The organism is Salmonella sp. NW38 (genome assembly GCF_051807745.1).
Taxonomy (GTDB): Bacteria; Pseudomonadota; Gammaproteobacteria; order Enterobacterales; family Enterobacteriaceae; genus Salmonella; species Salmonella enterica.
Genome location: NZ_JAMMTO010000005.1, coordinates 42,132 through 63,242, shown reverse-complemented (window position 1 = coordinate 63,242; position 21,111 = coordinate 42,132). Strand labels below are relative to the sequence as shown.

Genomic DNA, 21,111 nt, shown 5'->3' with positions numbered 1-21,111 from the left:
GTGTTTTTTATATATAGCTGATTATTATTCTGAAATGTCAATTTTTGAATAATGACGCTGTGATACCGGCACCAGGGATACTTTGCGATAAAAGGGATTGAATATGGCAGAGAGCGTTCAGTATAACCTCAATTGTATTTGGCCACAGCGGGCCAAAACCCTCTATTGCATTGCAACCAGCGGAATAACGTTTATCAGACGTGGGTAAACGTTGGCAAAATCCCTGCAAACCTGGCGCTTTTCACGCTGTGTTTTTTGGTAGTTGCGCTTTTAATAAGAGTCACAAGCGTTGGCCGCGGGTATTCGTCTGGCTGCTGAACTGCCACCTGATCAACAAGGAGATAAATCATGGATGCGATTTTTTTAAAGCTCGACAATATCAAAGGCGAAAGCCAGGTTGAAGGCTTTGAAGATCAGATAGAGATCATGTCTTATAGCCACAATGTGGCAATGCAGGTAAATAACGATGTTAGCCTCACTGAGCGGACTTCCGGGCGTGCGCATGTTGGTGAAATGTCGCTCACCAAATTTGTCGACCTCGCCACGCCTGTGCTCAATGAGTACTGCTGTAGCGGGAGGCTAATTAGAACCGCGGTGCTGACGTTGTGCCGCAATGACGACGGCAAAATGCGGTCGCTTATCGTTTATACCCTGACAAACGTGCTGATATCACAACTCAGTGTTAGCGGCGGCGCCGGCGGTAAGCCGGTGGAAACGATGTCGCTGAACTTCACGAAAATCGAATGGCAAATCACTGCCGAGAAATCAGACGGCGCTCAACAGGAGTCCAGAACGTCAGTATGGGATCTGGCGATGGACCAGATAGGGAAATGATGATGACGCCAACCATTCCGGTCGCGCTATTCGACAGGCTCTTGGTTGAGGGGATAAGCCCACATGAATTGGTACGCCGCAAGTTAATGTGTTTATTCAACTCTTGCGCTGTGGCAGGTGGCGAGACATTACCGCCGCTGCTCACTCGGGGTATGCCGGAATGGCACGAGGTGAATGTGGGTGACAAACGGGTTCTCAACTGGTTTTGCCGTGAGCTTCGCGCTGCTATTTTACGTTATGAACCGAGCATCAACATGCTGAAAGTCAGTGTAAAAGATGCCCATCATCAGACGCTGGCGTTGTCTTTGGAAGCGATGTTACAGGATGAGTCTGAACCGTTAAGACTGGAGATAGCCTACTCTAACGGTAGATGGCGCTAGTAATGCAGAAAAGAACGCCGGGCCGGGCGTTTTACATTACCCCAAAAGCAATAAAACGCAGCGAGCGAACCTGATAATCAGGCAGGCAGTCCACCTTTCGGTATGGTTGATCTGCCTGCATCATTTTCAGGATGGTTAATAACGGACCATGACAGATTTAAGTTCGGTATAGTCATCAATAAACGCGCTACCAAATTCACGACCAATGCCCGATCCTTTCATCCCTCCAAAGGGTACCGCAGGATCGAGGAAGGTATGCATATTGACCCACACCATGCCAGCATCAATATCTTCAGCGTAGCGTAATGCCTTAGACATATTTTCCGACCACACACTTGCTGCAAGGCCAAATGGCGAAGCGTTGATATGCGAAAGCGCCTCTTTTTCATTCTGATAACCGATAAAGCTACAGACAGGGCCAAAGGTCTCCTCGTGCATCAGCGTACTGTTTTTACTACGCACTTTTACCGCCGTCGGCTGTAAAAAGTACCCTTCGCCGGGTAAAGTTTCACCGCCGTAAACAATGGTATCCCCTTCTTCCCGTGCGATTTGAATCAGACGCAGCACTTTTTCAAGCTGAACCTGATTCGCCAGCGGGCCCATCACCGTTTTTTCATCTAAAGGCGACCCGGGCACGATCTCCGATAACCGTTGCCTGAGGAGCGTCATGACTGTATCCAGTTTTTCCTGGGGCAGATAAAAACGCTCTGCGGCAGCACAAATCTGTCCTTGATTCAGATAACCGGCTTCAAGAATACCGTTGACCATGGCTTGTGCCGAGAGATCATTGAGAAACAGCGCCGCATTTTTCCCTCCCAGTTCGAGGGTAACGCGTTTTCCTGACGATGTTGCCGAACGCCGGACTTTCTCACCTGTCGCGACTGACCCGGTGAAACTCACTTTGGCGCAATCTGGATGCGCGATCAGCTGTTGCGCTATCTCACCGCCAGCACCGTTTACCACGTTAATTACGCCATCAGGGAAACCTGCCTCTTTAGCCAGTTCAGCGACTCGCAGCAGTGTCAGCGGGGTATATTCACTTGGTTTAATGACGATGGTGCAGCCACATACCAGCGCTGCGGCCAGCTTCCAGATAGCAATCATAATTGAGAAATTCCACGGCACAATACCGACGACCACGCCAATGGGTTGGCGTTGGGTAAACGCTGTGTATCTCTCTTCTCCCATTGATGGCAGGGAGACATTCAGCGTTTCACCGGTTATTTTTCCTGCCCAACCGGCAAAGTAACGCAGGAAGGCCACTGACTGATCGAGTTCAAGACCGCGCGACAGCAGAATCGTTTTACCTGAACAGACGCTTTCCAGTTGAGCTAACTCTTCACGATGAGCGGCAAGAGTATCAGCCAGTTTCAGCAGTAATGCGCCGCGTTGTAACGTTGGCATTTTACGCCAGACATCAAACGCCCGTCTGGCGCTCTGCATGGCCTCTTCTGCCTGCGCAGGGGTTGCCGACACAACGTCGGCGATGATTTTGCCGGTGGCTGGGTTAGTGACCGAAAAGTTCGTGCCGTTTCCGGCCTGACGTTCACCTGCAATAAATTGTCCGTGTCGTTGGCGTAAAAAAGTCGTTACTTCGGCAAGTAATGTCACATCGCTCATCAGAAGTGCCTGTAGGTCAGGAATGTACGTTTTTCCATCCCAACATACTTTTTCGGAGCTGAATATCGTTCCAAAGAACGTCATTCTTCCGGACGATATTTTGTAAAACGTTACCGTGCTGTGATAGCGCTCTTAGTCAAGCGTGATGACAAGGTAACGCGATGAATACAAAAATCGATGCGTTGAATTACTACGGCGCGACGAAAAAATACCCGTTGCATTTTCCTGCTTTGCAAGAGGATATTGATGCCGATGTGGTGATCATTGGCGGTGGCTTTTCAGGCATCAATACCGCGCTGGAACTGGCGGAGCAGGGGATCACTAATGTTGTCGTTCTGGAAGCCCGTCATCTTGGGTATGGCGGCACCGGACGAAACGGCGGTCAGGTAATGGCCGGTATAGGTCACGACATCGAAGCCGTTAAAAAATATGTAGGCGCAGCGGGAATGGAGACGCTGTTTAAAATCTCGAACCTCGGCGCGGGTATTATTCGGGAGCGAATTCGTAAATACCATATTGATGCTGATTTTGTCCCCGGATATGGTTATCTGGCCTACAACCAGCGGCAGTTAAAAACGCTGCAACAATGGGAAAAAGAATTCAAAGCCGCTACGCCGGAAGACGATATTGAACTCTATACCGGTAAAGACGTGCAGCAGGTTATCGGTTCCGACGTCTACTGCGGTGTTCTCAAGCATATGGGGGGAGGGCATGTCCACTCGCTGAATTTATTGCTGGGCTCCGCTCAGGCTGCGAATTCGCTGGGGGTGAAGATATTCGAATATTCACCTGTGGTTGAGGTCAGTTACGGTAAAACTGTGCGGGTACGTACTGCGATGGGCAGCGTAAAAGCAGCCAAATTGCTGTGGGCCTGTGATAGTTTTCTCAATAATCTGGAACCAGAAATTTATAAGAAAACGCTGGTTACTTATTCTTATCAGGTCTCTACAGAACCTCTCTCCAGCGAGCTTGTTGAGCGGATCAGTCCCTTGCGCGGGGCTTTTAGCGATATCCGCCCGGTTATAAATTACTACCGTCTCACAAAAGAAAACCGTCTGCTGTTTGGCAGCGCCACAAGGTTTCTTGAATATACCCCGCACGATTTTGCTGCCTGGAACCGCACTCTGTTGACGGAGGTCTTCCCTTATTTGAAAGACGTTAAAATCGATTTTGCCTGGGGCGGACCGATGGCCTGTAGCGCGAATCTGTTTCCGCAGATTGGCACGCTTCGTGAACACAATAATGTTTTTTATGTTCAGGGTTATTCCGGATTTGGCGTCACGCCTTCCCATATTGTATGCAAAATCCTGGCCGAAGGAATAAATGGCGGTTCCGAGCGGTATCGTCTGATGAGTAGCATTCCCCACGCGACAATTTATGGTCGCGACAGTTTACGTCTATTGCTGGTCAGTGCGGGAAAACTGATACATCAAACAGCCGGTTTCTGGAAAGGCCGGAATTAACCAGGAGAACATTAATGCACGCTTTTAAACTCAATCAACCTGTTCCTGAATTACAGCCAGTCGGGAGTGTCAGCCTGTTAGGGGCGTTGCCAACAGAAGGCGATCCCCAGGTCGCCGTTGCGATGATTTACGGTAAACCTGAGGATGTATTTACCTGTGGACTGTTTTCATCGACCCGCGGCGGTTTCACGATGATTTATCCCTTTACCGAGCACGCAACCGTGCTGGAAGGGGAAGTGGAACTCACTGTCGCTGGTCAGGAACCGATACGTTTTTCACCGGGCGATAGTTGGTTTGTTGAACAGGGAACCGAAGTGGCATGGAAAGTTTTAACGCCCCGTTTTGTAAAACATTATCTGGCAAACGTTGAAAGCCATAAACAGGATTGAATCCTTTAATTGTTCGTCAGTAGCGTTGGTATCACTGGGGAGAATAACGCGCTCCCCACTTGCTATTAGCGCATGCGGGGACGGCGTCACAACGTTATTTACCGTTATCCCTCTTCAGGACGATACCTGTTAGATGCGCTGCCTGCCATAAATAAGCGTTATTCCGGAGCGGTAATTTATTGTTGTAATAATAGTGAAGAGGTTGACCATGTTTAAAAACAGACTTGCCAGCCATCTTGAACGTGGCGTTATTGGTTTCCCCACGACGCTTGCCAGCTCCGTCGGGCTGATTATGGCAAGCCCGGTGATCCTGACCGTGACCAGTGGTTTTGGCTCAGGGGGAGATACCTTTGCCCTTGCGGTATTACTGGCATTTATTATGATGCAAGCGCAGATTACCACCTTTGCCGAAGCGGCAACGCTTATTCCCACAACTGGCTCCGTCTACGACTATATTTCCTGCGGAATGGGGCGTTTTTTCGCTATCACCGGTGCGCTTTGCGCTTACCTGATCGTACACATTTTTGCCGGCACGGCAGAAACGATTCTCGCTGGCGTCATGGCGCTGGTGAACTTTGAGTCTGTTAGCGAACACGTGGCCATGCAGCACAATACCTGGATGGTTGGCGTCGGCATGGTAGTGGTTTTCGGGTTACTGAATGCCATTGGTGTTGAAGTATTTGGCAAGGTGGAAGTATTTCTTACTTTCGGTATGTGGACTACCCTGACCATCTTCGGTTTATGCGGGATCCTGTTATCCCCGGTCACTCATCATTCTGGGTGGTTTGGCGCACCGCTTGATGTCAGTAATCTTTCTGGTCTGTTTGGTTATATTGGCATGGCGATGTTTATGTTCGTCGGTTGTGAACTGGTAACGCCAATGGCGCCGGAAATTAAAAAAGCGCATCGTACGATTCCCAGAGCGATGGCGCTTGGCCTTTTAGCGGTGGCAGGTTGTATGTTCCTCTATGGCGCTGCGATTAACCGGCAGGTAAATAATGTGGTTGTCGATGCGGCAAACCATATCTTTTTACTGGATACGCCGATGGCTATTCCCGCCTTTGCCAATCGTGTCATGGGACATGTCGGGCAATACTGGCTGGGCGTGGGGTTGTTGTTAGCGGGATGTGCGACAATTAATACGCTGATGGCGGCAGTACCGCGTATTATATACGGCATGGCGCTGGACGGCGCTTTGCCGCGGTTTCTAACCTGGTTGCACCCCCGCTTTAAAACACCGGTCATCGCCATCGCATTCGGTGTTGCGATTCCCTGTTTACATGCCTGGTATCTGAACGGTGATATCGACCACATTGTTCCGCTGATCCTCGCTGCGGTCTGCGCCTGGGGGGTAGCTTATCTGCTGGTAACGTTATCGGTCGTTATCTTACGTATTCGGCGCCCCGATTTGCCACGCGCTTACCGGGCCCCCTGGTTCCCCTTACCTCAGATTATTTCGAGCGTGGGTATTATTATCGCCATTATTAATATCGCACCTCCAGGAATGAACAGTCGGGATGTACTTATACCATTCGGTATTATGCTTGGATTGACTGCCGCCTATGCCTTATTCTGGACATTATGTGTGCAACGGGTTAATCCTTTCCTCCCACTTCCGGTAGAAGAGGTCGTGGAACGGGCGATGGGCAATTATGAAAAGCGAAACAATGAAGAGATGACGCCAGATGTCCTCCGTCCCCTGGTTTAAGAGCACATTAATGAACATGGTGTTACGTGATTTGAGCGGCTGGCGTTGTGAAAAATTGACCGAACATAGCGCCGTGCTGCATCTGAATGCATTTACCCAGGTTATCTGCCATGTTCAGCAAAAACGATTATTCATGGCCAGTATTCACAGTTGTGAATTCAGGGTGAAAGGCACAATCAATTATCCTTTGCAGGGCAAAATTCGCGTTCATCAGCCCGGATGGCTGAAACGTTATCCCGTCATTTTTACTGGCAGCAAAAGTACCGCCGGGCTGATTAACTATCTTAATCGTTTCCCCAATTTACAACAGGCACTGAGTGAACTGGATTATCGTCGGTTTACGCTGGTTTTACATCATAAGGAATGGTATTGCAGCATTGAGCTATGGGCTGCTAGCGAAGTGGTTTGTAAAATGCCGCCGCTGCGCCGTTATCTGCGGCTTGAGCGGCACCAGCGTGTTCTTCTGCTTAGTGTGATAAATATGATCAATCAGGCCATGAATCAATGGCTGCAACAGGATACCGACGCCAGATAATATGACATTTTATTGAGGCATCAGCTCAGAGAATGGTATTAATTCAGGCATATATGACACATGGGGAAAAGACCCGCACTTGACGCGGGGTAAAAAGAACGCTTTCACATATTCAGTGAATGTTGTACCGAGGACATTCTGGTTCGGGAAACCAGTTCCGTGCGATTTATCACTTCTGTTTTAGCAAAAATATTGCGTAAATGCGTTTTCACTGTTGAGAGAGATATATTCAACTGACGGGCAATCAATTTGTTACTGGCCCCTTCGCAGACCATTCCCACAATTTCACGCTCTTTTGCGGTCAATATTGACGCCAGATTGTTGTCTTCCTGAAGAGAATCATGAATTGCCAGTCCCAGTAATGGTTGTACTGCCTGGGCTCGCAAACGCTCTTCGCTGGAAAAAGGTATATCGCGCATTAATGAAATGCCCGCGATAATACGATGGCCCCGACGAATAAAGATCTCAATCATGTCGCACACATGATTAGGTAGCATAAATTCATGATAATAATGGCGATGACGGGCACAGATACCGGGCGTCATCGTCGCTACGGTAACAACCTGTTGGCCGAACCGGGAAGGCGATAGCGGGTCTAATGGTTGAAAATGCTCCAGATATTGTTGGTGTGTGCTATTAGAAATGTTATGTAAAACATAGGCCTCTGGCTTTAAATAAGCATTAACACGATAAAAAACCGCCGACGACAGAGGAATGAGTTGCGCAATGCTCTGTAAGCAATGGAGAGTGATCCCGTCATTATGGCCAGTAGTTGATAAGGCTGACATGTTATCTCCTTCCATCCGGATGAGCGTGCCGGGACGCAGTAAAATAGTTGTATGTTGAAACATACAATTTACATTCGGTTAACACAATCATTCACATGTTAATAATGTGACGCGTGTTACGGTATTTTTTATAACTATTTTAAATAAAACAGTTTTAATTTAAATCCTGTTTGGTTTTCTAAAAAATAATTAAAAATTATTAATATAATTTTTTTCTGTCGCGGTTGACTCATCTCCTGAAAATGCCGTGGGTTCTCGTCCTTCAGGACGATATTCTTTTGAGATGCCTGTTCTATGATTTTCTGTAATAGCGCAGGTTAACAGAGACTTAATTTCTGGTTCAGACAGGATTTGCTAAATAACGTTTCAATAGCGTCATGCGCTATGCAGAAAACCGGTGTATCAATAGATACAGCCCGCTTTCGGCATTCTGCCCGCAGCACCAGACGGACGCTATTGCGAAATGTGAGTCATGTCTCCGCATCAGAAATGATAATTACAGGACAGAATAATGTTGAATCTCAACACATTACGGCAACAACAAATCCCCGTAATGACTGAATATCGCGCGCAGATACCCTTCCATATTCTGGCAAAACCCATAGGCCCTGCGTGTAATCTGGCCTGCCGCTATTGTTATTACCCACAGGGCGAAACGCCCGTAGAAAAAATGAATGAATCAACGCTGGAGGTTTTTATTTGTCGCTATATTGCGGCGCAACCTGCCAGTGCGCGTGAAATTAATTTTGTCTGGCAAGGCGGTGAACCGCTTTTAGCCGGAATCGGTTTTTATAAAAAGGTAATAGCGCTTCAACAACGATATGCGCCTGACGGCGTGACGATCAGTAATAGTCTGCAAACGAACGCGACGTTGTTAAACGATGCCTGGTGTCGTCTGTTTCGCGACAATAATTTTACTATTGGCATCAGTCTTGAGGGCAGTGAAGACTTGCAAAATTACCATCGTCCGGGCAAACGCGGCGAGTCCAGTTATCCGGCGGTGTTGCGGGGAATCACATTGTTACAACACTATCGAGTCGATTTTAACGTACTGATTGTCGTGCATGATGACATGGCTCACCATGCGGCAGCCATCTACGATCATGTTGTTAGCCTTGGCGCTCGTTATCTGCAATTTCAGCCACTGATGAACGAAGGCAACGCCCTACAGCAACGTTACCAATTGAGTGCGGATAACTGGGGACGTTTCATGATTGATATCTGGCGTCAATGGCGCAAACGCGGCGATATGGGGCGGGTCTTTGTGATCAACATTGAACAGGCATGGGCACAATATTTTACGCATATCAGCGCCACCTGTGTCCATTCCGCCCGCTGCGGCACGAATCTGGTCATGGAGCCGGACGGCAAACTCTATGCCTGCGATCATCTGATTAATAGCCAGCATTACCTAGGACAGCTTTCTAATAATATGTTAGCGCCAGCCGTAGATACCGCAACCCGGCTTCCCTTTGGTATTAAGAAAAGCCAGCGCCGGGAGTGTCAACGGTGTTCTGTGAAAATAGTCTGCCAGGGAGGCTGCCCCGCACATATCAACAGTGCCGGCTACAACCGACTTTGTAGCGGCTATTACTCTTTTTTCACTGAGATTCTGGCTCCGCTACGCGCCTGGCCCCGGAATCTGAATGGACTGAAAGCCTGGCGTGCTGACGTTATGGGCAGATTTTCGGGCTGATGGTCCCTCTTGCCGCATTTGCCCGCCGCTCTTGTACAACATCCGTAGTCTGAAATGGGGAATAAGCCGTGAAAAAACAAGTAACACTTGCCACACTCAGCATTATCTTCTCCGGTACGGCGCACAGTACGCAAAACGAACGTCCTGATATTATCGTGATTATCGCTGATGATATGGGATATTCTGATATCACTCCCTTCGGTGGGGAAATCCCAACGCCTAATTTGCAGGCGATGGCTGAGAACGGCGTGCGGATGAGTCAATATTACACGTCTCCCATGTCTGCTCCCGCCCGTGCGATGCTATTAACCGGGAACACCAGTCAGCAAGCGGGTATAGGCGGTATGTGGTGGTATGAAAATACCATAGGTAAGGAAGGCTATGAATTGCGCCTGACTGATCGGGTGACGACCATGGCTGAACGCTTTAAAGATGCTGGTTACAATACGCTGATGGCGGGTAAATGGCATCTTGGTTTTACGCCAGGCTCGACGCCAAAAGATCGGGGCTTTCGTCATTCTTTCGCCTTGATGGGGGGAGGCGCCAGTCACTTTGATGATGCCGTGCCGCTGGGAACCGTGGAGATATTTCATACCTATTATACCCGTGACAATCAGCGCATTTCACTGCCCTCCAGTTTTTACTCCAGCGAAGCCTATGCCAGCCAGATTAATCGCTGGATCAGCGAGACGCCACGGGAACAACCTATCTTCGCGTGGTTGGCCTTTACTGCGCCACATGATCCTCTGCAGGCACCGGATGAATGGATTAGTCGTTTTAAAAGTCAGTATGAACAGGGCTATGCAGACGTCTATCGTCAGCGTATTGCTCGTTTGAAGAAACTGGGTTTCCTGCGTGATGACATACCTCTGCCAGGACTGGAACTTGAGAAAGAATGGCAGGCGATGACCCCGGAACAGCAGAAATATACGGCAAAGGTGATGCAGGTTTACGCTGCTATGATCGCCAATATGGATGCACAGATTGGTACCGTTATTGAGACGTTAAAAAAGACCGGGCGCGATAAAAACACGATTCTGGTCTTCTTAAGTGATAATGGGGTGAATCCGGCGGAGGGCTTTCACTATGAATCTGAACCGGATTTTTGGAAGCAATTCGATAATCGTTACGAAAATATTGGTCGTAAAAATTCATTTATCTCTTATGGTCCCCACTGGGCTGATGTCAGCAATGCGCCTTATGGTCGCTATCACAAAACGACCAGCGGTCAGGGGGGAATTAATACCAGTTTTATGATTTCCGGTCCTGGTATCATCCATAATGGCGCCATAGATAATGCCACAATGGCGGCGTATGATGTCGCGCCCACGCTCTATGAATTTGCAGGTATTGATGTCAGTAAATCATTATCTGAAAGACCGACACTGCCAATGATCGGCGTGAGTTTTAAACGCTATCTGACCGGTGAAAGTCTGCACGCGCCTCGCACACAATATGGTGTTGAACTCCATAATCAGGCGGCCTGGATAGATGGGGAATGGAAATTGCGTCGTCTTGTCACAGTATTCCCACAGGCGGGTAATGCGCCATGGGAATTATTCAACCTGCAACGTGACCCCCTGGAAACGCATAATCTCGCAGCAGATTATGTGGATAAAGTGAAAATACTGAGCAGTGCATATGAGGCATTTGCAAAACAGACAATGGTGCTTTATGCCAAAGGCAAGCTTATCGATTATGTGGGTATCGACAGTAAAACCGGGCGTTATCTGGCTGTCGATCCACAGACATTGCAGCCAGTTCCTGCTCCGTTAGCGATTCCTTTAGACACAAAATCGGACCAATAATTATTGGTTACGTTTCAAATGATTATTCAACGCTCACATAACCGCATTCAGCCAGTGACTTTCAGGATGAAGTTTCTCAGCGTTGGTGATGTATCGCCGCGCCGGTATGCCAGAGCCAGCTTTGCGACGGGCATCTGGTCTGCAACGGGGCGGTATACTACTCCCTTGACATTAACCTGTCTCATTGAATCTGGAACCATCGACACGCCCATCTCTGCCGACACAAGGTTAATGACTGACGAAATTTGCGGCACGAGTTGACCAATTTTCGGTTCAAAGCCCGCTTTACCGCAGGCCTCGATCACTACGTCATAAAGCGACAGGCCGATTTCACGTGGGAAGAGTAAAAAAAACTCATCTTTGAGAATCGAGAGTGCAATCTGTTTACACGCCGCAGCAGGATGCGTTTCTGCCAGCACAATAACCATCGGCTCTTCAGACAGTAACCTGAGCTGGAACCGTTCATTGCCTGTAAAACCGGGTCTCAGAAAGGCAACATCCAGCGATCCTTCATTCAATTCATCAGCCAGTTGGGTTGTATTTCCTTCCTCAAGCTGCAAACGAACGTCAGGATAAGCCCGCTTGAAAGTACGGATTGCGCCGGGCACCACACTGTTAAATGCCGCAGAGGCAGTAAAACCCACCCTTAACACGCCCGACTCCCCCCTGGCAACACGCTGCGCCGCCAGCGCGGCTCTTGTCGCGGTAGCAGGCATCCCTTTAACAACATCATAAAATGCTTTTCCAGCCTCGGTTAATTCCGCGCCATGAGGCACTCTCCGGAATAGCTGCGCTCCCAGCTCGCTTTCCAGATCCTTAATCTGTTGGCTTAGCGGCGGCTGACCTATGCCTACTTTTGTCGCAGCCCGCGTGAAATGCCGCTCTTCAGCGACGGCGAGAAAATAGCGAATATGGCGCAGTTCCATCCTCATCTCCAAAAGCAATTAAGAATGGCACCATCATATATTGGAAGAATGAAACCGGCGAGCGCATAGTGAGGTTAACAGGAGGTGCAATATGCCCGATATTTCTCATACACCGACACGTAGCTGGCTTTTTACTCCAGCAATTCGACCAGAACGTTTCATAAAAGCAGTTGAAAGTGCGGCGGACATTTCTATTATCGATCTTGAAGATTCCGTCACCCCGAATGACAAGGCGCAGGCCCGGAAAATTGCGATGCAGTTCCTTTCATCCCGACCAAACTCATCGCTGAAAATAGCATTAAGAATTAATGGAATGAATACTCATGCTGGCATTGAAGACCTGCATATGTTACTGGAATGCCGTTTTTTTCCTGATTACATTATTCTTCCGAAAACAGAGTCAGCCGCGCACCTGCAAATCGTGGATAGTCTTATCATGATGGCTGGTTCTGATACTCGCCTTATTGGCATTATTGAGTCAGTTGTCGGACTTAATGCCGTAGAGTCTATTGCGGACGCCACCCCCAGACTCTGCGGGTTGATGTTTGGCGCCGCAGATATGGCGGCTGACATTGGCGCCACACCCGCCTGGGAGCCTCTTGCGCTGGCGCGGGCCAGAATAGTGGCTGCCTGTGCTATGAAAGGGCTTCTTGCAATAGATGCTCCCTTCTTTGATATAGGCGATTTTTCAGGTCTGAAAGAGGAAACGCTGCAGGCGCTCAGTTTTGGTTTTTCTGCAAAATCGGCTATTCACCCCGCTCAGATTAGTGTAATCAACACCGCATTTACTCCTACAACGGCAGAAATTAATCATGCTCGTGCAGTACTGACAGAGAATGCCAAAGGCGTCGGGATCGTTAGCGGCATGATGATAGATGCAGCCGTTGCCCGTCAGGCCCGGAGATTACTCGCCCGGGCAGGGATCTTTTCCTGATTTTATTAACAGAGGAATTGATTATGAACACGTTATTACCCGCTTATAAAACCATTAGCGAGGGGCGCTACCGAGAAATTTCGGGTCTTTACTGGGAGGATTTTCATCCCGGTGATGTTTTTGAACATCGTCCCGGCCGGACGGTTCTGGACGCCGATAATGTGTGGTTTACCCTGCTCACTCTCAATGTGCAGCCGGTCCATTTCGATGCGGCTTACGCCAGCAAAACGGAATGGAAAAAGTTACTGGTTGATTCAACGTTCACTCTGGCGCTTTTAACCGGTATGAGCGTGCGTACTGTCAGCGCCAAGGTCGTGGCCAATCTTGGCTGGGATAAGGTACAAGCCGTCCATCCGGTTTTCGCAGGGGATACACTTTATGCTGAAAGCACTGTACTCAGCAAACGCCTGTCAAATAGTCGCCCGGGACAAGGCATCGTTACCGTTCGGACATGTGGTATTAACCAGAATGGTGTAGAGGTCATGCGCTTCGAACGAACAATGTTAGTTTATTGCTGTGGATGTTCGCCTGAAGAAGACGCCGCTTATTGAGAAATCGCCCTGAGGTTTAGAGTCATGATGAATGTTAATGCAGCGTATGCCGAAAAATGCGTGACGCCTGACGAGGCGGTTACTTTAATTACCTCCGGCAGTCACCTCTCTATGGGAATGTTTGCAGCAGAGCCTCCAGCTTTGCTGAATGCGCTGGCAAAGCGAGCGAAAAGGGGAGAAATCAACGATCTGCGGGTTTACTGTTATGAAACAGCCAGCATTGCCGGGAACACTATTTTCCGTTATGAGCTAAGTGACTATATTCATCTCTACAGTATGTTTATTACCGGTATTGAACGGGCTTTAATACGTCAGGGGATTGAGAGTTCCGGGCGAAAAATAGTTAACTATGTACCTTCAAATTTTCATCAGGCGACGCGATTACTGGCTGATGATATTGGTATTGATACCTTTATTCACACCGTGTCCCCTATGGATAAGTATGGCTATTTTAATTTTGGAACTGGAAACGATTATTCCACCCGGATTGCGAGGACAGCTAAAAAGCTTATTGTCGAAGTTAACAAATATATGCCGCGCGTTCATGGAGAAGGTGCTGCAATCCATATTTCAGAAATTGACGCCATTGTTGAAAACCATGTCCCTTTAATTGAACTACCAATACGTACTGCCGTAGCCGAAGATATTGCTATCAGTCAGATTATCGCCTCTCTTGTGCCAGATGGCGCTTGTCTCCAGATGGGGGTCGGCGCATTACCGGAGCTCATCTGTAATGCGCTCAAGGAACATAATGATCTGGGGGTCCATACAGAGGCGCTGAATCCGGGGTTGGTAAGTTTGATTCAACAAGGCGTCGTTACCAACCAGCGTAAAAATATCGACCGGGGAATGTCTGTATTTACTTTTGCTATGGGACAAAAGGATATGTATGACTATCTCAACGACAACCCCTCTTTTTTTAGTCGGCCTGTCGATTATGTTAACGATCCGGGGATCATTGCGCAAAATGAGAATGTTGTCTCCATTAACGCTACCTTACAAATCGATCTCACTGGTGCCTGTAACTCTGAATATTTGCTTGGACACCAGTACAGTGCTTCAGGAGGGCAATTGGATTTTGTCAGAGGCGCATATGCATCTAAAGGAGGTCGTTCCATTATTACGACCCGCTCAACGGCCGCGAATGATACGATTTCTCGTATTGTTCCCCGCCTTGAGGGGCCTGTAACAACCCCACGAACGGATACGCACTGGATAGTCACTGAATTTGGCTCCGTAAACCTGAAGGGGCTCTCTTCAACCGAGCGTGCGCTCAGGATCATTGAATTGGCGCATCCCAATTTTCGGCAGCAACTTAGAGTAGATGCAAAAAAAATGCATCTGATTTAAAAGTAGGTTAATGCTATTTTTAATGTAGCATCCCCAAAATATAAACATCATGAGTCTATTCAAATGATAATTGACAGAATTGATCACCTTGTATTAACGGTATCTGATATATCAACCACAATAAGATTCTACGAAGAGGTACTTGGTTTTTCTGCGGTAACATTTAAACAAAACAGAAAAGCGTTAATATTTGGAGCGCAAAAAATTAACCTCCATCAGCAAGAAATGGAGTTCGAACCAAAAGCGAGTAGACCAACGCCGGGATCTGCCGATTTATGTTTTATTACATCGACACCGATAAATGATGTTGTGTCTGAGATCTTACAGGCAGGCATTCCCATTGTTGAAGGCCCGGTTGAGAGAACTGGAGCCACAGGCGAGATAATGTCTATCTACATCAGGGACCCTGATGGAAACTTAATTGAAATTTCGCAGTATGTTTAATGTTAAAACTTACTATTGCTGCCTTTATTATGATCACGCATCCGTTTATATTGGTCTAATGGAGATCATATGACAATAATTTCTGGAAAGAGTCTATGTTCAAACTTATTGACTTGAAGACATCGAGGAGTTCATAGGGAAGCATAAAAAAGGAAAGGTGGTGCCCGGACTCGGAATCGAACCAAGGACACGGGGATTTTCAATCAGATCGCCGAAAAACACAGTAATTTAACGTTATTTAAGCAATTAGTTTTGTTCTAATTAACTATAAATTAGCAATTTTGTACTCCTGAATCATGTTCAGGTGGACAAAATGCACAATAGAATCGATCTTGACCGTACCTCATTGTTGGCAGGGAGTATTAAAAGTTCACTGTCAGTTATTGAGGGCAACAAAAGCCTGTCTGGTTTTCAGGAGCAGGTATATCCTGTTGTTTTACCTGTTGTTTTACCTGTTGTTTCAACAAAAGGTGGAGAAGGTAAGTCAACTAAGGCGGGAAATATTGCGGGTTATACCGCCGATGCAGGTCTGAAAACACTGCTAATCGATGGTGATTATAATCAGCCAACAGCCAGCAGTATTTTTAAACTTCTCTATGAAGCGCCCTGTGGCCTGTATGAATTGCTCATGCAGACTGCCGATTTAAGTAATCCTGAAAGCATAATTTCCCGCACAATCATTCCCAATCTTGACGTCATCATTTCCAACGATCCCGACGATCGCCTTTCCAATGATATGCTGCATGCAGCAGATGGCAGAATGCGTCTGCGTAATGTCCTGCAGCATCCTCTTTTCAGACAATATGACGTCATAATCGTCGATTCCAAAGGCGCTGGCGGGGTGATGGTGGAGCTCGTGGTGCTCGCGGCGACTCAAAGCGTTATGGGGGTTATCAAGCCGATTTTACCCGATGTACGCGAGTTCCTGCGTGGCACTGTACGTCTTTTATCCAAACTTCTGGTTCTGGAGCCCTACGGTATCCATATTCCCGATATTCGAATTCTCGCCAACTGTGTTGAACCCACTGTATTGGATCGAAACACCCTCAACGAACTCAAGGCAATCGTGGATAAAGGTCAGTACCCTCAGTCAGACCGTATTGCCATATCGATGCTGAATACCGAAATAGAACAACTGGAAGTCTACAAACGTGGGCATGCGTGCGGGCAGCCAGTTCATCGTCTTGAATATAAAACTGACCGTGTAAGCCTGCCGGCAGCGGAGTCCATGCACCATCTGGTCTGTGAGTTATTTCCTCAATGGAAAGACAAGTTTGATGTGGTTCTGATTAACAGGCCTCAGCCGGGATTTGGTCAGGAGGCGGATGAGGTATGAGCCAGATATCTGTTTCTGCAGAATCCATGCTGTTTAACGTCGGGGCTGAAACTGGCGTTCTGGGTGGCCTGATGCTCGATAACGACCGCTGGGATGAAATTGCGCCGCTTCTTAATTCCGGTGATTTTTATTATGGCCAGCATCAACTCCTTTTCAGGGAGATCGAGCGTCTGGTCAGTGCCGGCCAGCCCATTGACCTGATTACCCTGTCCGAATCCATGGAGCGAAAAGGCCTGCTTGAGCGGTGCGGGGGCTTCGCTTATCTGGCCGAACTATCAAAAAACACGCCCAGCGCCGCCAATATTGTTGCCTATGCCGAAATTGTACGTGAGTACAGTCGCAAGAGACGGCTGGTGAAGCTGGGGCATGAGTTACATCAACAGGCTTCAGTTGGTGATGCAGATATATCTGGTCTGATTGAAAAGGCCGAAAAGCAGTTATTCAGTCTTGCTCAGCAGGCCAGTGACCCCGAACTTTGTCTGAGCGTCACCACTCAGGTTGCTGACACGGTCGGCTGGCTGGAATCAGTCAGTGGGGGAAGCGGTGTGACGGGTACTCCGACGGGTTTTGCTGAGCTTGATGAGAAAACCTGTGGCTGGCAGGACGGTGACCTGATTTTACTGGGCGCCCGGCCATCAATGGGGAAAACGGCAGAAGCGCTGAAACATGCCGTTGCCGCTCTGGAAGGCAGTCCCGACAAGACTGTTCAGTTCTACAGCATAGAGATGCCAACCCAACAGCTGATACTGCGTCTGCTTTCAATGCTGGCCATGGTGCCCTTTGACAAATTACGCAAGGGACAGCTGAGTGAGGGGCAGTGGGCATTACTGTCCGATGCCATGGCGAAGCTCAGTTCATGGGAGGGCAGGTTACTGATAGATGATACCAGCTATCAGACACCTTCCACGTTACGTATCAGTGCGCGGCGTAATGTGCGCAAGTACGGGCAGTCCTCGCTCATTCTTGTCGATTATCTTCAGTTGATGAGTTGCCCGGGCAGGGAGAACCGTACGCAGGAAATTCAGGAAATCTCGCGCTCCCTCAAGTCGCTGGCCAAAGAAATAAAGTGCCCTGTGGCCGCACTTTCCCAGCTTAATCGCAGCGTTGAACAGCGTCAGGACAAACGCCCGACACTCAGTGACTTACGTGACTCCGGCTCACTGGAGCAGGATGCGGATGTCATTATGTTCCTTTATCGCGATGAAGTTTATAACGAGCACTCACCTGACAGCGGGATAGCGGAAATCATTCTGGGCAAGCAGCGTCAGGGACCGCTGGGGACTGTCAAAGTCCGCTTCGACGGCGAGTATATGCGCTTTTCAGAGTATCACCTCGGTTATGGGGAGGTGAGTCATGGCTAAAGCCCCGCTTCTGAATCTGGGGGATGCACTGCTGCAGGGCGCAAAAGAGCCTTCTTCAGCGCCCGCAGTCCCGATCATGCCGACCAGTGAAATGCCTATGGTGTTGACACTGGATGAGATGGCGCCGAATCCGGATAACCCCCGCACCACGCGTAATCCAAAGTACGATGAAATCAAGGAGTCTATCCGGGCCCGTGGTCTGGATACGGTTCCGAAGATGACAAAAAATCCGGATATCCCCGGTTCCCCTTATATCTTCAGCGACGGCGGTAATACTCGCTATGCCATTCTGCGTGAGCTTTATGAGGAAACCAGGGATGAGCATTTTTACCGTTTCCATGTGCTGTTTAAACCCTGGCCGGGCAGACTTAAGTGTCTCCTGGGTCATCTGGCCGAGAATGATGTTCGCGGTGATCTGACGTTTATAGACAGGGCATTAGGAGTCCGAAAAGCCAGAACTATTCATGAGGAAACGCTGGGGCGAGTAGTAACACTGAGAGAACTCTCCGAATTGCTGAAACTGGAGGGCTATCCAATACACAACAGTATGATTAGCCGGATGGAGCATACTGTTGAGTTTCTTTACCCGTATATGCCTGGATTACTGACTTCTGGGTTGGGAAAACATCAGGTTGAACAGTTACTGTCATTACGTGCATGTATCGAAAAAGTCTGGAAATTGCATAGTACAGAGATCGAGAGTGAAAGTGACGTAAACTCTGTATTTGGTGAGGTTTGCAGGCAGTTTGATGATCCAGATTTGTACTCATTTGAGATGTTCCGTGATGAGCTGATTGGTAGCCTTATTAAAGCATTACCACATCCCTCCCTGAACTATGAGCGCTGGCTTATCGAACTTGATCCCAAAGTACAGAACCAACGTTTGCTTTTTGGCGAGCCAGAGCCCGTGGCTCCTCATTTGGTGGATGCAGACCGTCAGGCATGGCAGAACGCTTCTGCATCATTGTCGGGTGCTGAAAACGATGATAATCAACAGAGCAACTCCTCTTCAGATTCAACATTGATATCAACTTCAAATAACGGCGCTGTCTTAACTCAACAACCTGATTCAGATAATGATTATGACGGAGCCGGGGGATGGTTTGGGTCTTCTGAATCATCGCGTCCGCCTAAAACTGAAGTTCAGAACGATTTCCTCGGAGGGCCCTCTGTTATATCCGGTGATATTCCCCCCGGAGAGTCCACATTTATTCCTGATGCCGGAAATATCGCCGTCATGGCGTCATCCTTTGCTGGCGCTCAGGCGTTGTTAACAGCTGACTCCTCATTTGAGGGTGATCATGATGCCGTCGGTGAGGCATCTGATATTCCGCTTTTGCCCGCTAATGCCTCCCTGTCCTCTGTGGCATTTGCCAATGTTGGACTGGAGCCAGTGAACGACATCTGGGCGATTTCGGCACTTCAGGATGATATCGACCATCTGCAGGACATGGCCTATCGGCTGGTTTTCGAACTTGCGGAAGCGATGGGCTGTGAGATGCACGTCAGCGAAGATAAAAGTACCGGTGCGGCCGGGTTCGCTGTATCTGAACACGGAGGAGAATTTGCCCTTTTTCTGGCGGGTGTTTCCGGTCACTTACCGTATCAGCAGTTCAACATGTTTATGTTTTGCATGAACTTTTTTGGCTCGCAATCAGCGGGTGATGCGCCTGTTTTTGACGATATACATGTGGTGAAAACCCTTCGCCTTATTCGTGTTATTCGTCGTCTGCGTGAACTGCAGAGAAATATGCCAGTTGAACACAATGACGGGGGGATTTATGAGCATTGATACCGATGATGCGATGGCTCAAATCGAATCGCAGATACACATCGACAGCAGGATTGCTGAAATCAGGGCAGCCCTCCGGGCGCAGGGAAATACCTCACGCAAACATTGCAGGGACTGTGGTGATGAGATACCTGATGCCCGCCGTGAGTCAATCCCCGGCGTAAGTCTGTGTACACACTGTCAGGAATGGCGCGAAGCGGGAGAGAAAAAATGACGAAGAGCCTGAAAAAACCCCGGGCACATTACCAGTGGATGGGGGCGACGGTAGTGACAACGCAGTCGTTAAGCAGTGGCGTTGCGGTTATTCCTGCGGGAAGTCGTGGCGTGGTTGAAGGCGCAAAGCGCGGGTTGTCGGTGGTATTTGATGCCTGTCCTTGCTGCGGTGTTCAGTTACGGCTGACCCGTATTCGCCCAGAGATGCTCGATATTGTGGCATATCCGGACGTTGAGGAGGTGCCCCATGTCGGCGAGTGAAAAAGTGCTTTCACGCATCAAAAAGCTGATGGCTCTGGCTGATAACACCGGCAATGTTCATGAAGCGGCGGTGGCGCTGCGTCAGGCTCAGGTGCTGATGATGAAATACGGTGTGGCCCCGGAGGCCGTTGCACTAGCAGAGATAACGAGTGAAACCTGCAGGAATATCCCCAGTAATGCGCTTTCGGTGCCGGGCTGGCTGAATGCGCTGGTCACTGTGGTCTGCATGATTGCGGGTTGTCGCAGCTATTACGGCTGGTATCAGCACAGTGACAGGAAGAAGCGCCGCAGCGTGACGTTCTATGGCATTGGTGAACGCCCGGCTGTCGCGTGCTACCTCTTTGGCGTGGTATGCCGGCAACTCAAGCGTGACGCGGAACATTACCTGCATACTGCCTGTACACACCCGTTGCTGAAGCTGTCCACCATCCGACGCCGGATGGATGAATACCGGTTGTACTGGGTGGCGGGCGTCTGGTCGGTACTGGAGTCGGTCGAGCCTGAGTCATCAGAGAAAGCAGTACTCGACCAATGGTTATCCCGGCAGCAGCGTAGTCTGACTCCCGCTAAAGTCCGGCAGCCGGAAGGGTGCCGCAATGCCAGTAAAGTCAGGCACGCGGCATGGACCGCAGGCAGTCAGGCTGAGATTTTTCCGGCTATGACGGTGAGCAACAATGAAGTGCAATTCAGTGAGGTGGGTAATGGATAAGTCATTCATGGGT

At 48.8% G+C, this 21,111-nt stretch carries 21 protein-coding genes; 18 read left to right on the top strand and 3 right to left on the bottom strand.

Going from position 1 to position 21,111, the window contains the following annotated elements:
* Positions 1–348 precede the first annotated feature (348 nt).
* Together NA624_RS10460 and iraD are read left to right on the top strand one after the other, a co-directional pair.
* Complete coding sequence (locus NA624_RS10460; RefSeq protein ID WP_000338753.1) at positions 349–834, top strand: Hcp family type VI secretion system effector; 486 nt, start codon at positions 349–351, stop codon at positions 832–834.
* Positions 834–1,214: an anti-adapter protein IraD gene (iraD, locus tag NA624_RS10455; RefSeq protein ID WP_001543513.1), complete on the top strand. Its 381-nt coding sequence runs from the start codon at positions 834–836 to the stop codon at positions 1,212–1,214. The genes NA624_RS10460 and iraD overlap by 1 nt, the downstream gene beginning before the upstream one ends.
* A 135-nt stretch (positions 1,215–1,349) precedes the next feature.
* On the opposite strand, the gene NA624_RS10450 is transcribed toward iraD, so the two are convergent.
* Positions 1,350–2,834, bottom strand: coding sequence for an NAD-dependent phenylacetaldehyde dehydrogenase (locus tag NA624_RS10450; protein WP_001286382.1), 1,485 nt, complete (start codon positions 2,832–2,834; stop codon positions 1,350–1,352).
* Between the two features lie 161 nt (positions 2,835–2,995).
* On the opposite strand from NA624_RS10450, the gene NA624_RS10445 reads away from it, so the two are divergent.
* The 4 genes from NA624_RS10445 (at position 2,996) to NA624_RS10430 (ending at position 6,929) form a co-directional block, all read left to right on the top strand.
* Complete coding sequence (locus NA624_RS10445; protein WP_001092825.1) at positions 2,996–4,297, top strand: NAD(P)/FAD-dependent oxidoreductase; 1,302 nt, start codon at positions 2,996–2,998, stop codon at positions 4,295–4,297.
* A 14-nt stretch (positions 4,298–4,311) separates the two neighbouring features.
* The gene (locus NA624_RS10440; protein ID WP_000542983.1) at positions 4,312–4,686 is read left to right on the top strand and encodes a cupin domain-containing protein; all 375 of its coding nucleotides are present in this window, start codon (positions 4,312–4,314) and stop codon (positions 4,684–4,686) included.
* 208 nt (positions 4,687–4,894) lie between these two features.
* The gene (locus NA624_RS10435; protein WP_000475960.1) at positions 4,895–6,394 is read left to right on the top strand and encodes an APC family permease; all 1,500 of its coding nucleotides are present in this window, start codon (positions 4,895–4,897) and stop codon (positions 6,392–6,394) included.
* The gene (locus tag NA624_RS10430; RefSeq protein WP_000100109.1) at positions 6,372–6,929 is read left to right on the top strand and encodes a DUF3156 family protein; all 558 of its coding nucleotides are present in this window, start codon (positions 6,372–6,374) and stop codon (positions 6,927–6,929) included. The genes NA624_RS10435 and NA624_RS10430 overlap by 23 nt, the downstream gene beginning before the upstream one ends.
* 104 nt (positions 6,930–7,033) lie before the next feature.
* Here NA624_RS10430 and NA624_RS10425 read toward each other — a convergent pair whose 3' ends face one another.
* Positions 7,034–7,717, bottom strand: coding sequence for a helix-turn-helix transcriptional regulator (locus NA624_RS10425; protein WP_001275364.1), 684 nt, complete (start codon positions 7,715–7,717; stop codon positions 7,034–7,036).
* Between the two features lie 511 nt (positions 7,718–8,228).
* Here NA624_RS10425 and NA624_RS10420 point away from each other — a divergent pair.
* Together NA624_RS10420 and NA624_RS10415 are read left to right on the top strand one after the other, a co-directional pair.
* Positions 8,229–9,413 carry an anaerobic sulfatase maturase gene (locus tag NA624_RS10420; protein WP_000933443.1) on the top strand — a complete coding sequence of 395 codons (1,185 nt, stop codon included), beginning with the start codon at positions 8,229–8,231 and terminating at the stop codon, positions 9,411–9,413.
* Positions 9,414–9,481: 68 nt separating this feature from the next.
* Positions 9,482–11,221 carry an arylsulfatase gene (locus NA624_RS10415; protein ID WP_000745176.1) on the top strand — a complete coding sequence of 580 codons (1,740 nt, stop codon included), beginning with the start codon at positions 9,482–9,484 and terminating at the stop codon, positions 11,219–11,221.
* A gap of 47 nt (positions 11,222–11,268) precedes the next feature.
* Here NA624_RS10415 and ripR read toward each other — a convergent pair whose 3' ends face one another.
* A complete protein-coding gene (ripR, locus tag NA624_RS10410) occupies positions 11,269–12,147 on the bottom strand; it encodes an itaconate degradation transcriptional regulator RipR (protein WP_000423179.1) in 879 nt (292 codons plus the stop codon).
* Positions 12,148–12,238: 91 nt separating this feature from the next.
* Between ripR and ripC the strand changes: the two genes are divergently transcribed.
* The 10 genes from ripC (at position 12,239) to NA624_RS10360 (ending at position 21,098) form a co-directional block, all read left to right on the top strand.
* Positions 12,239–13,081: an itaconate degradation C-C-lyase RipC gene (ripC, locus tag NA624_RS10405; protein ID WP_001112900.1), complete on the top strand. Its 843-nt coding sequence runs from the start codon at positions 12,239–12,241 to the stop codon at positions 13,079–13,081.
* Positions 13,082–13,104: 23 nt separating this feature from the next.
* Positions 13,105–13,632 carry a (R)-specific enoyl-CoA hydratase RipB/Ich gene (ripB, locus tag NA624_RS10400; RefSeq protein WP_001094307.1) on the top strand — a complete coding sequence of 176 codons (528 nt, stop codon included), beginning with the start codon at positions 13,105–13,107 and terminating at the stop codon, positions 13,630–13,632.
* Positions 13,633–13,656: 24 nt separating this feature from the next.
* Positions 13,657–14,982: an itaconate CoA-transferase RipA/Ict gene (gene ripA / locus NA624_RS10395; RefSeq protein WP_000982331.1), complete on the top strand. Its 1,326-nt coding sequence runs from the start codon at positions 13,657–13,659 to the stop codon at positions 14,980–14,982.
* Positions 14,983–15,045: 63 nt separating this feature from the next.
* Entirely contained in the window at positions 15,046–15,426 is a 381-nt protein-coding gene (locus tag NA624_RS10390) for a VOC family protein (RefSeq protein ID WP_000582672.1), read from the top strand.
* A gap of 313 nt (positions 15,427–15,739) precedes the next feature.
* Positions 15,740–16,762 (top strand): ParA family protein, encoded by a 1,023-nt coding sequence (locus NA624_RS10385; RefSeq protein ID WP_000551878.1) that lies wholly within the window; start codon positions 15,740–15,742, stop codon positions 16,760–16,762.
* The gene (dnaB-PI, locus tag NA624_RS10380) at positions 16,759–18,123 is read left to right on the top strand and encodes an SPI-7-type island replicative DNA helicase (RefSeq protein ID WP_000078394.1); all 1,365 of its coding nucleotides are present in this window, start codon (positions 16,759–16,761) and stop codon (positions 18,121–18,123) included. Before NA624_RS10385 ends, dnaB-PI begins: the two co-directional genes overlap by 4 nt.
* Positions 18,116–19,915: a ParB family protein gene (locus NA624_RS10375; protein ID WP_001029722.1), complete on the top strand. Its 1,800-nt coding sequence runs from the start codon at positions 18,116–18,118 to the stop codon at positions 19,913–19,915. The genes dnaB-PI and NA624_RS10375 overlap by 8 nt, the downstream gene beginning before the upstream one ends.
* Positions 19,905–20,129: a TraR/DksA C4-type zinc finger protein gene (locus tag NA624_RS10370; protein WP_000020906.1), complete on the top strand. Its 225-nt coding sequence runs from the start codon at positions 19,905–19,907 to the stop codon at positions 20,127–20,129. The genes NA624_RS10375 and NA624_RS10370 overlap by 11 nt, the downstream gene beginning before the upstream one ends.
* Positions 20,126–20,389, top strand: a complete 264-nt coding sequence (locus NA624_RS10365; protein WP_000167458.1) for a hypothetical protein — start codon at positions 20,126–20,128, stop codon at positions 20,387–20,389. The genes NA624_RS10370 and NA624_RS10365 overlap by 4 nt, the downstream gene beginning before the upstream one ends.
* The gene (locus NA624_RS10360; RefSeq protein WP_001276345.1) at positions 20,376–21,098 is read left to right on the top strand and encodes a DUF2786 domain-containing protein; all 723 of its coding nucleotides are present in this window, start codon (positions 20,376–20,378) and stop codon (positions 21,096–21,098) included. Before NA624_RS10365 ends, NA624_RS10360 begins: the two co-directional genes overlap by 14 nt.
* The last annotated feature ends 13 nt before the right edge of the window (positions 21,099–21,111 follow it).

What these genes read in the sequence shown, in the direction of transcription:
- NA624_RS10460 (WP_000338753.1), top strand. Translation starts at nt 349, where the DNA reads ATGGATGCGATTTTTTTAAAGCTCGACAATATCAAAGGCGAAAGCCAG.
- iraD (WP_001543513.1), top strand. Translation starts at nt 834, where the DNA reads ATGATGACGCCAACCATTCCGGTCGCGCTATTCGACAGGCTCTTGGTT.
- NA624_RS10450 (WP_001286382.1), bottom strand. Translation starts at nt 2,834, where the DNA reads ATGAGCGATGTGACATTACTTGCCGAAGTAACGACTTTTTTACGCCAA.
- NA624_RS10445 (WP_001092825.1), top strand. Translation starts at nt 2,996, where the DNA reads ATGAATACAAAAATCGATGCGTTGAATTACTACGGCGCGACGAAAAAA.
- NA624_RS10440 (WP_000542983.1), top strand. Translation starts at nt 4,312, where the DNA reads ATGCACGCTTTTAAACTCAATCAACCTGTTCCTGAATTACAGCCAGTC.
- NA624_RS10435 (WP_000475960.1), top strand. Translation starts at nt 4,895, where the DNA reads ATGTTTAAAAACAGACTTGCCAGCCATCTTGAACGTGGCGTTATTGGT.
- NA624_RS10430 (WP_000100109.1), top strand. Translation starts at nt 6,372, where the DNA reads ATGTCCTCCGTCCCCTGGTTTAAGAGCACATTAATGAACATGGTGTTA.
- NA624_RS10425 (WP_001275364.1), bottom strand. Translation starts at nt 7,717, where the DNA reads ATGTCAGCCTTATCAACTACTGGCCATAATGACGGGATCACTCTCCAT.
- NA624_RS10420 (WP_000933443.1), top strand. Translation starts at nt 8,229, where the DNA reads ATGTTGAATCTCAACACATTACGGCAACAACAAATCCCCGTAATGACT.
- ripR (WP_000423179.1), bottom strand. Translation starts at nt 12,147, where the DNA reads ATGGAACTGCGCCATATTCGCTATTTTCTCGCCGTCGCTGAAGAGCGG.
- ripC (WP_001112900.1), top strand. Translation starts at nt 12,239, where the DNA reads ATGCCCGATATTTCTCATACACCGACACGTAGCTGGCTTTTTACTCCA.
- ripB (WP_001094307.1), top strand. Translation starts at nt 13,105, where the DNA reads ATGAACACGTTATTACCCGCTTATAAAACCATTAGCGAGGGGCGCTAC.
- ripA (WP_000982331.1), top strand. Translation starts at nt 13,657, where the DNA reads ATGATGAATGTTAATGCAGCGTATGCCGAAAAATGCGTGACGCCTGAC.
- NA624_RS10390 (WP_000582672.1), top strand. Translation starts at nt 15,046, where the DNA reads ATGATAATTGACAGAATTGATCACCTTGTATTAACGGTATCTGATATA.
- NA624_RS10385 (WP_000551878.1), top strand. Translation starts at nt 15,740, where the DNA reads ATGCACAATAGAATCGATCTTGACCGTACCTCATTGTTGGCAGGGAGT.
- dnaB-PI (WP_000078394.1), top strand. Translation starts at nt 16,759, where the DNA reads ATGAGCCAGATATCTGTTTCTGCAGAATCCATGCTGTTTAACGTCGGG.
- NA624_RS10375 (WP_001029722.1), top strand. Translation starts at nt 18,116, where the DNA reads ATGGCTAAAGCCCCGCTTCTGAATCTGGGGGATGCACTGCTGCAGGGC.
- NA624_RS10370 (WP_000020906.1), top strand. Translation starts at nt 19,905, where the DNA reads ATGAGCATTGATACCGATGATGCGATGGCTCAAATCGAATCGCAGATA.
- NA624_RS10365 (WP_000167458.1), top strand. Translation starts at nt 20,126, where the DNA reads ATGACGAAGAGCCTGAAAAAACCCCGGGCACATTACCAGTGGATGGGG.
- NA624_RS10360 (WP_001276345.1), top strand. Translation starts at nt 20,376, where the DNA reads ATGTCGGCGAGTGAAAAAGTGCTTTCACGCATCAAAAAGCTGATGGCT.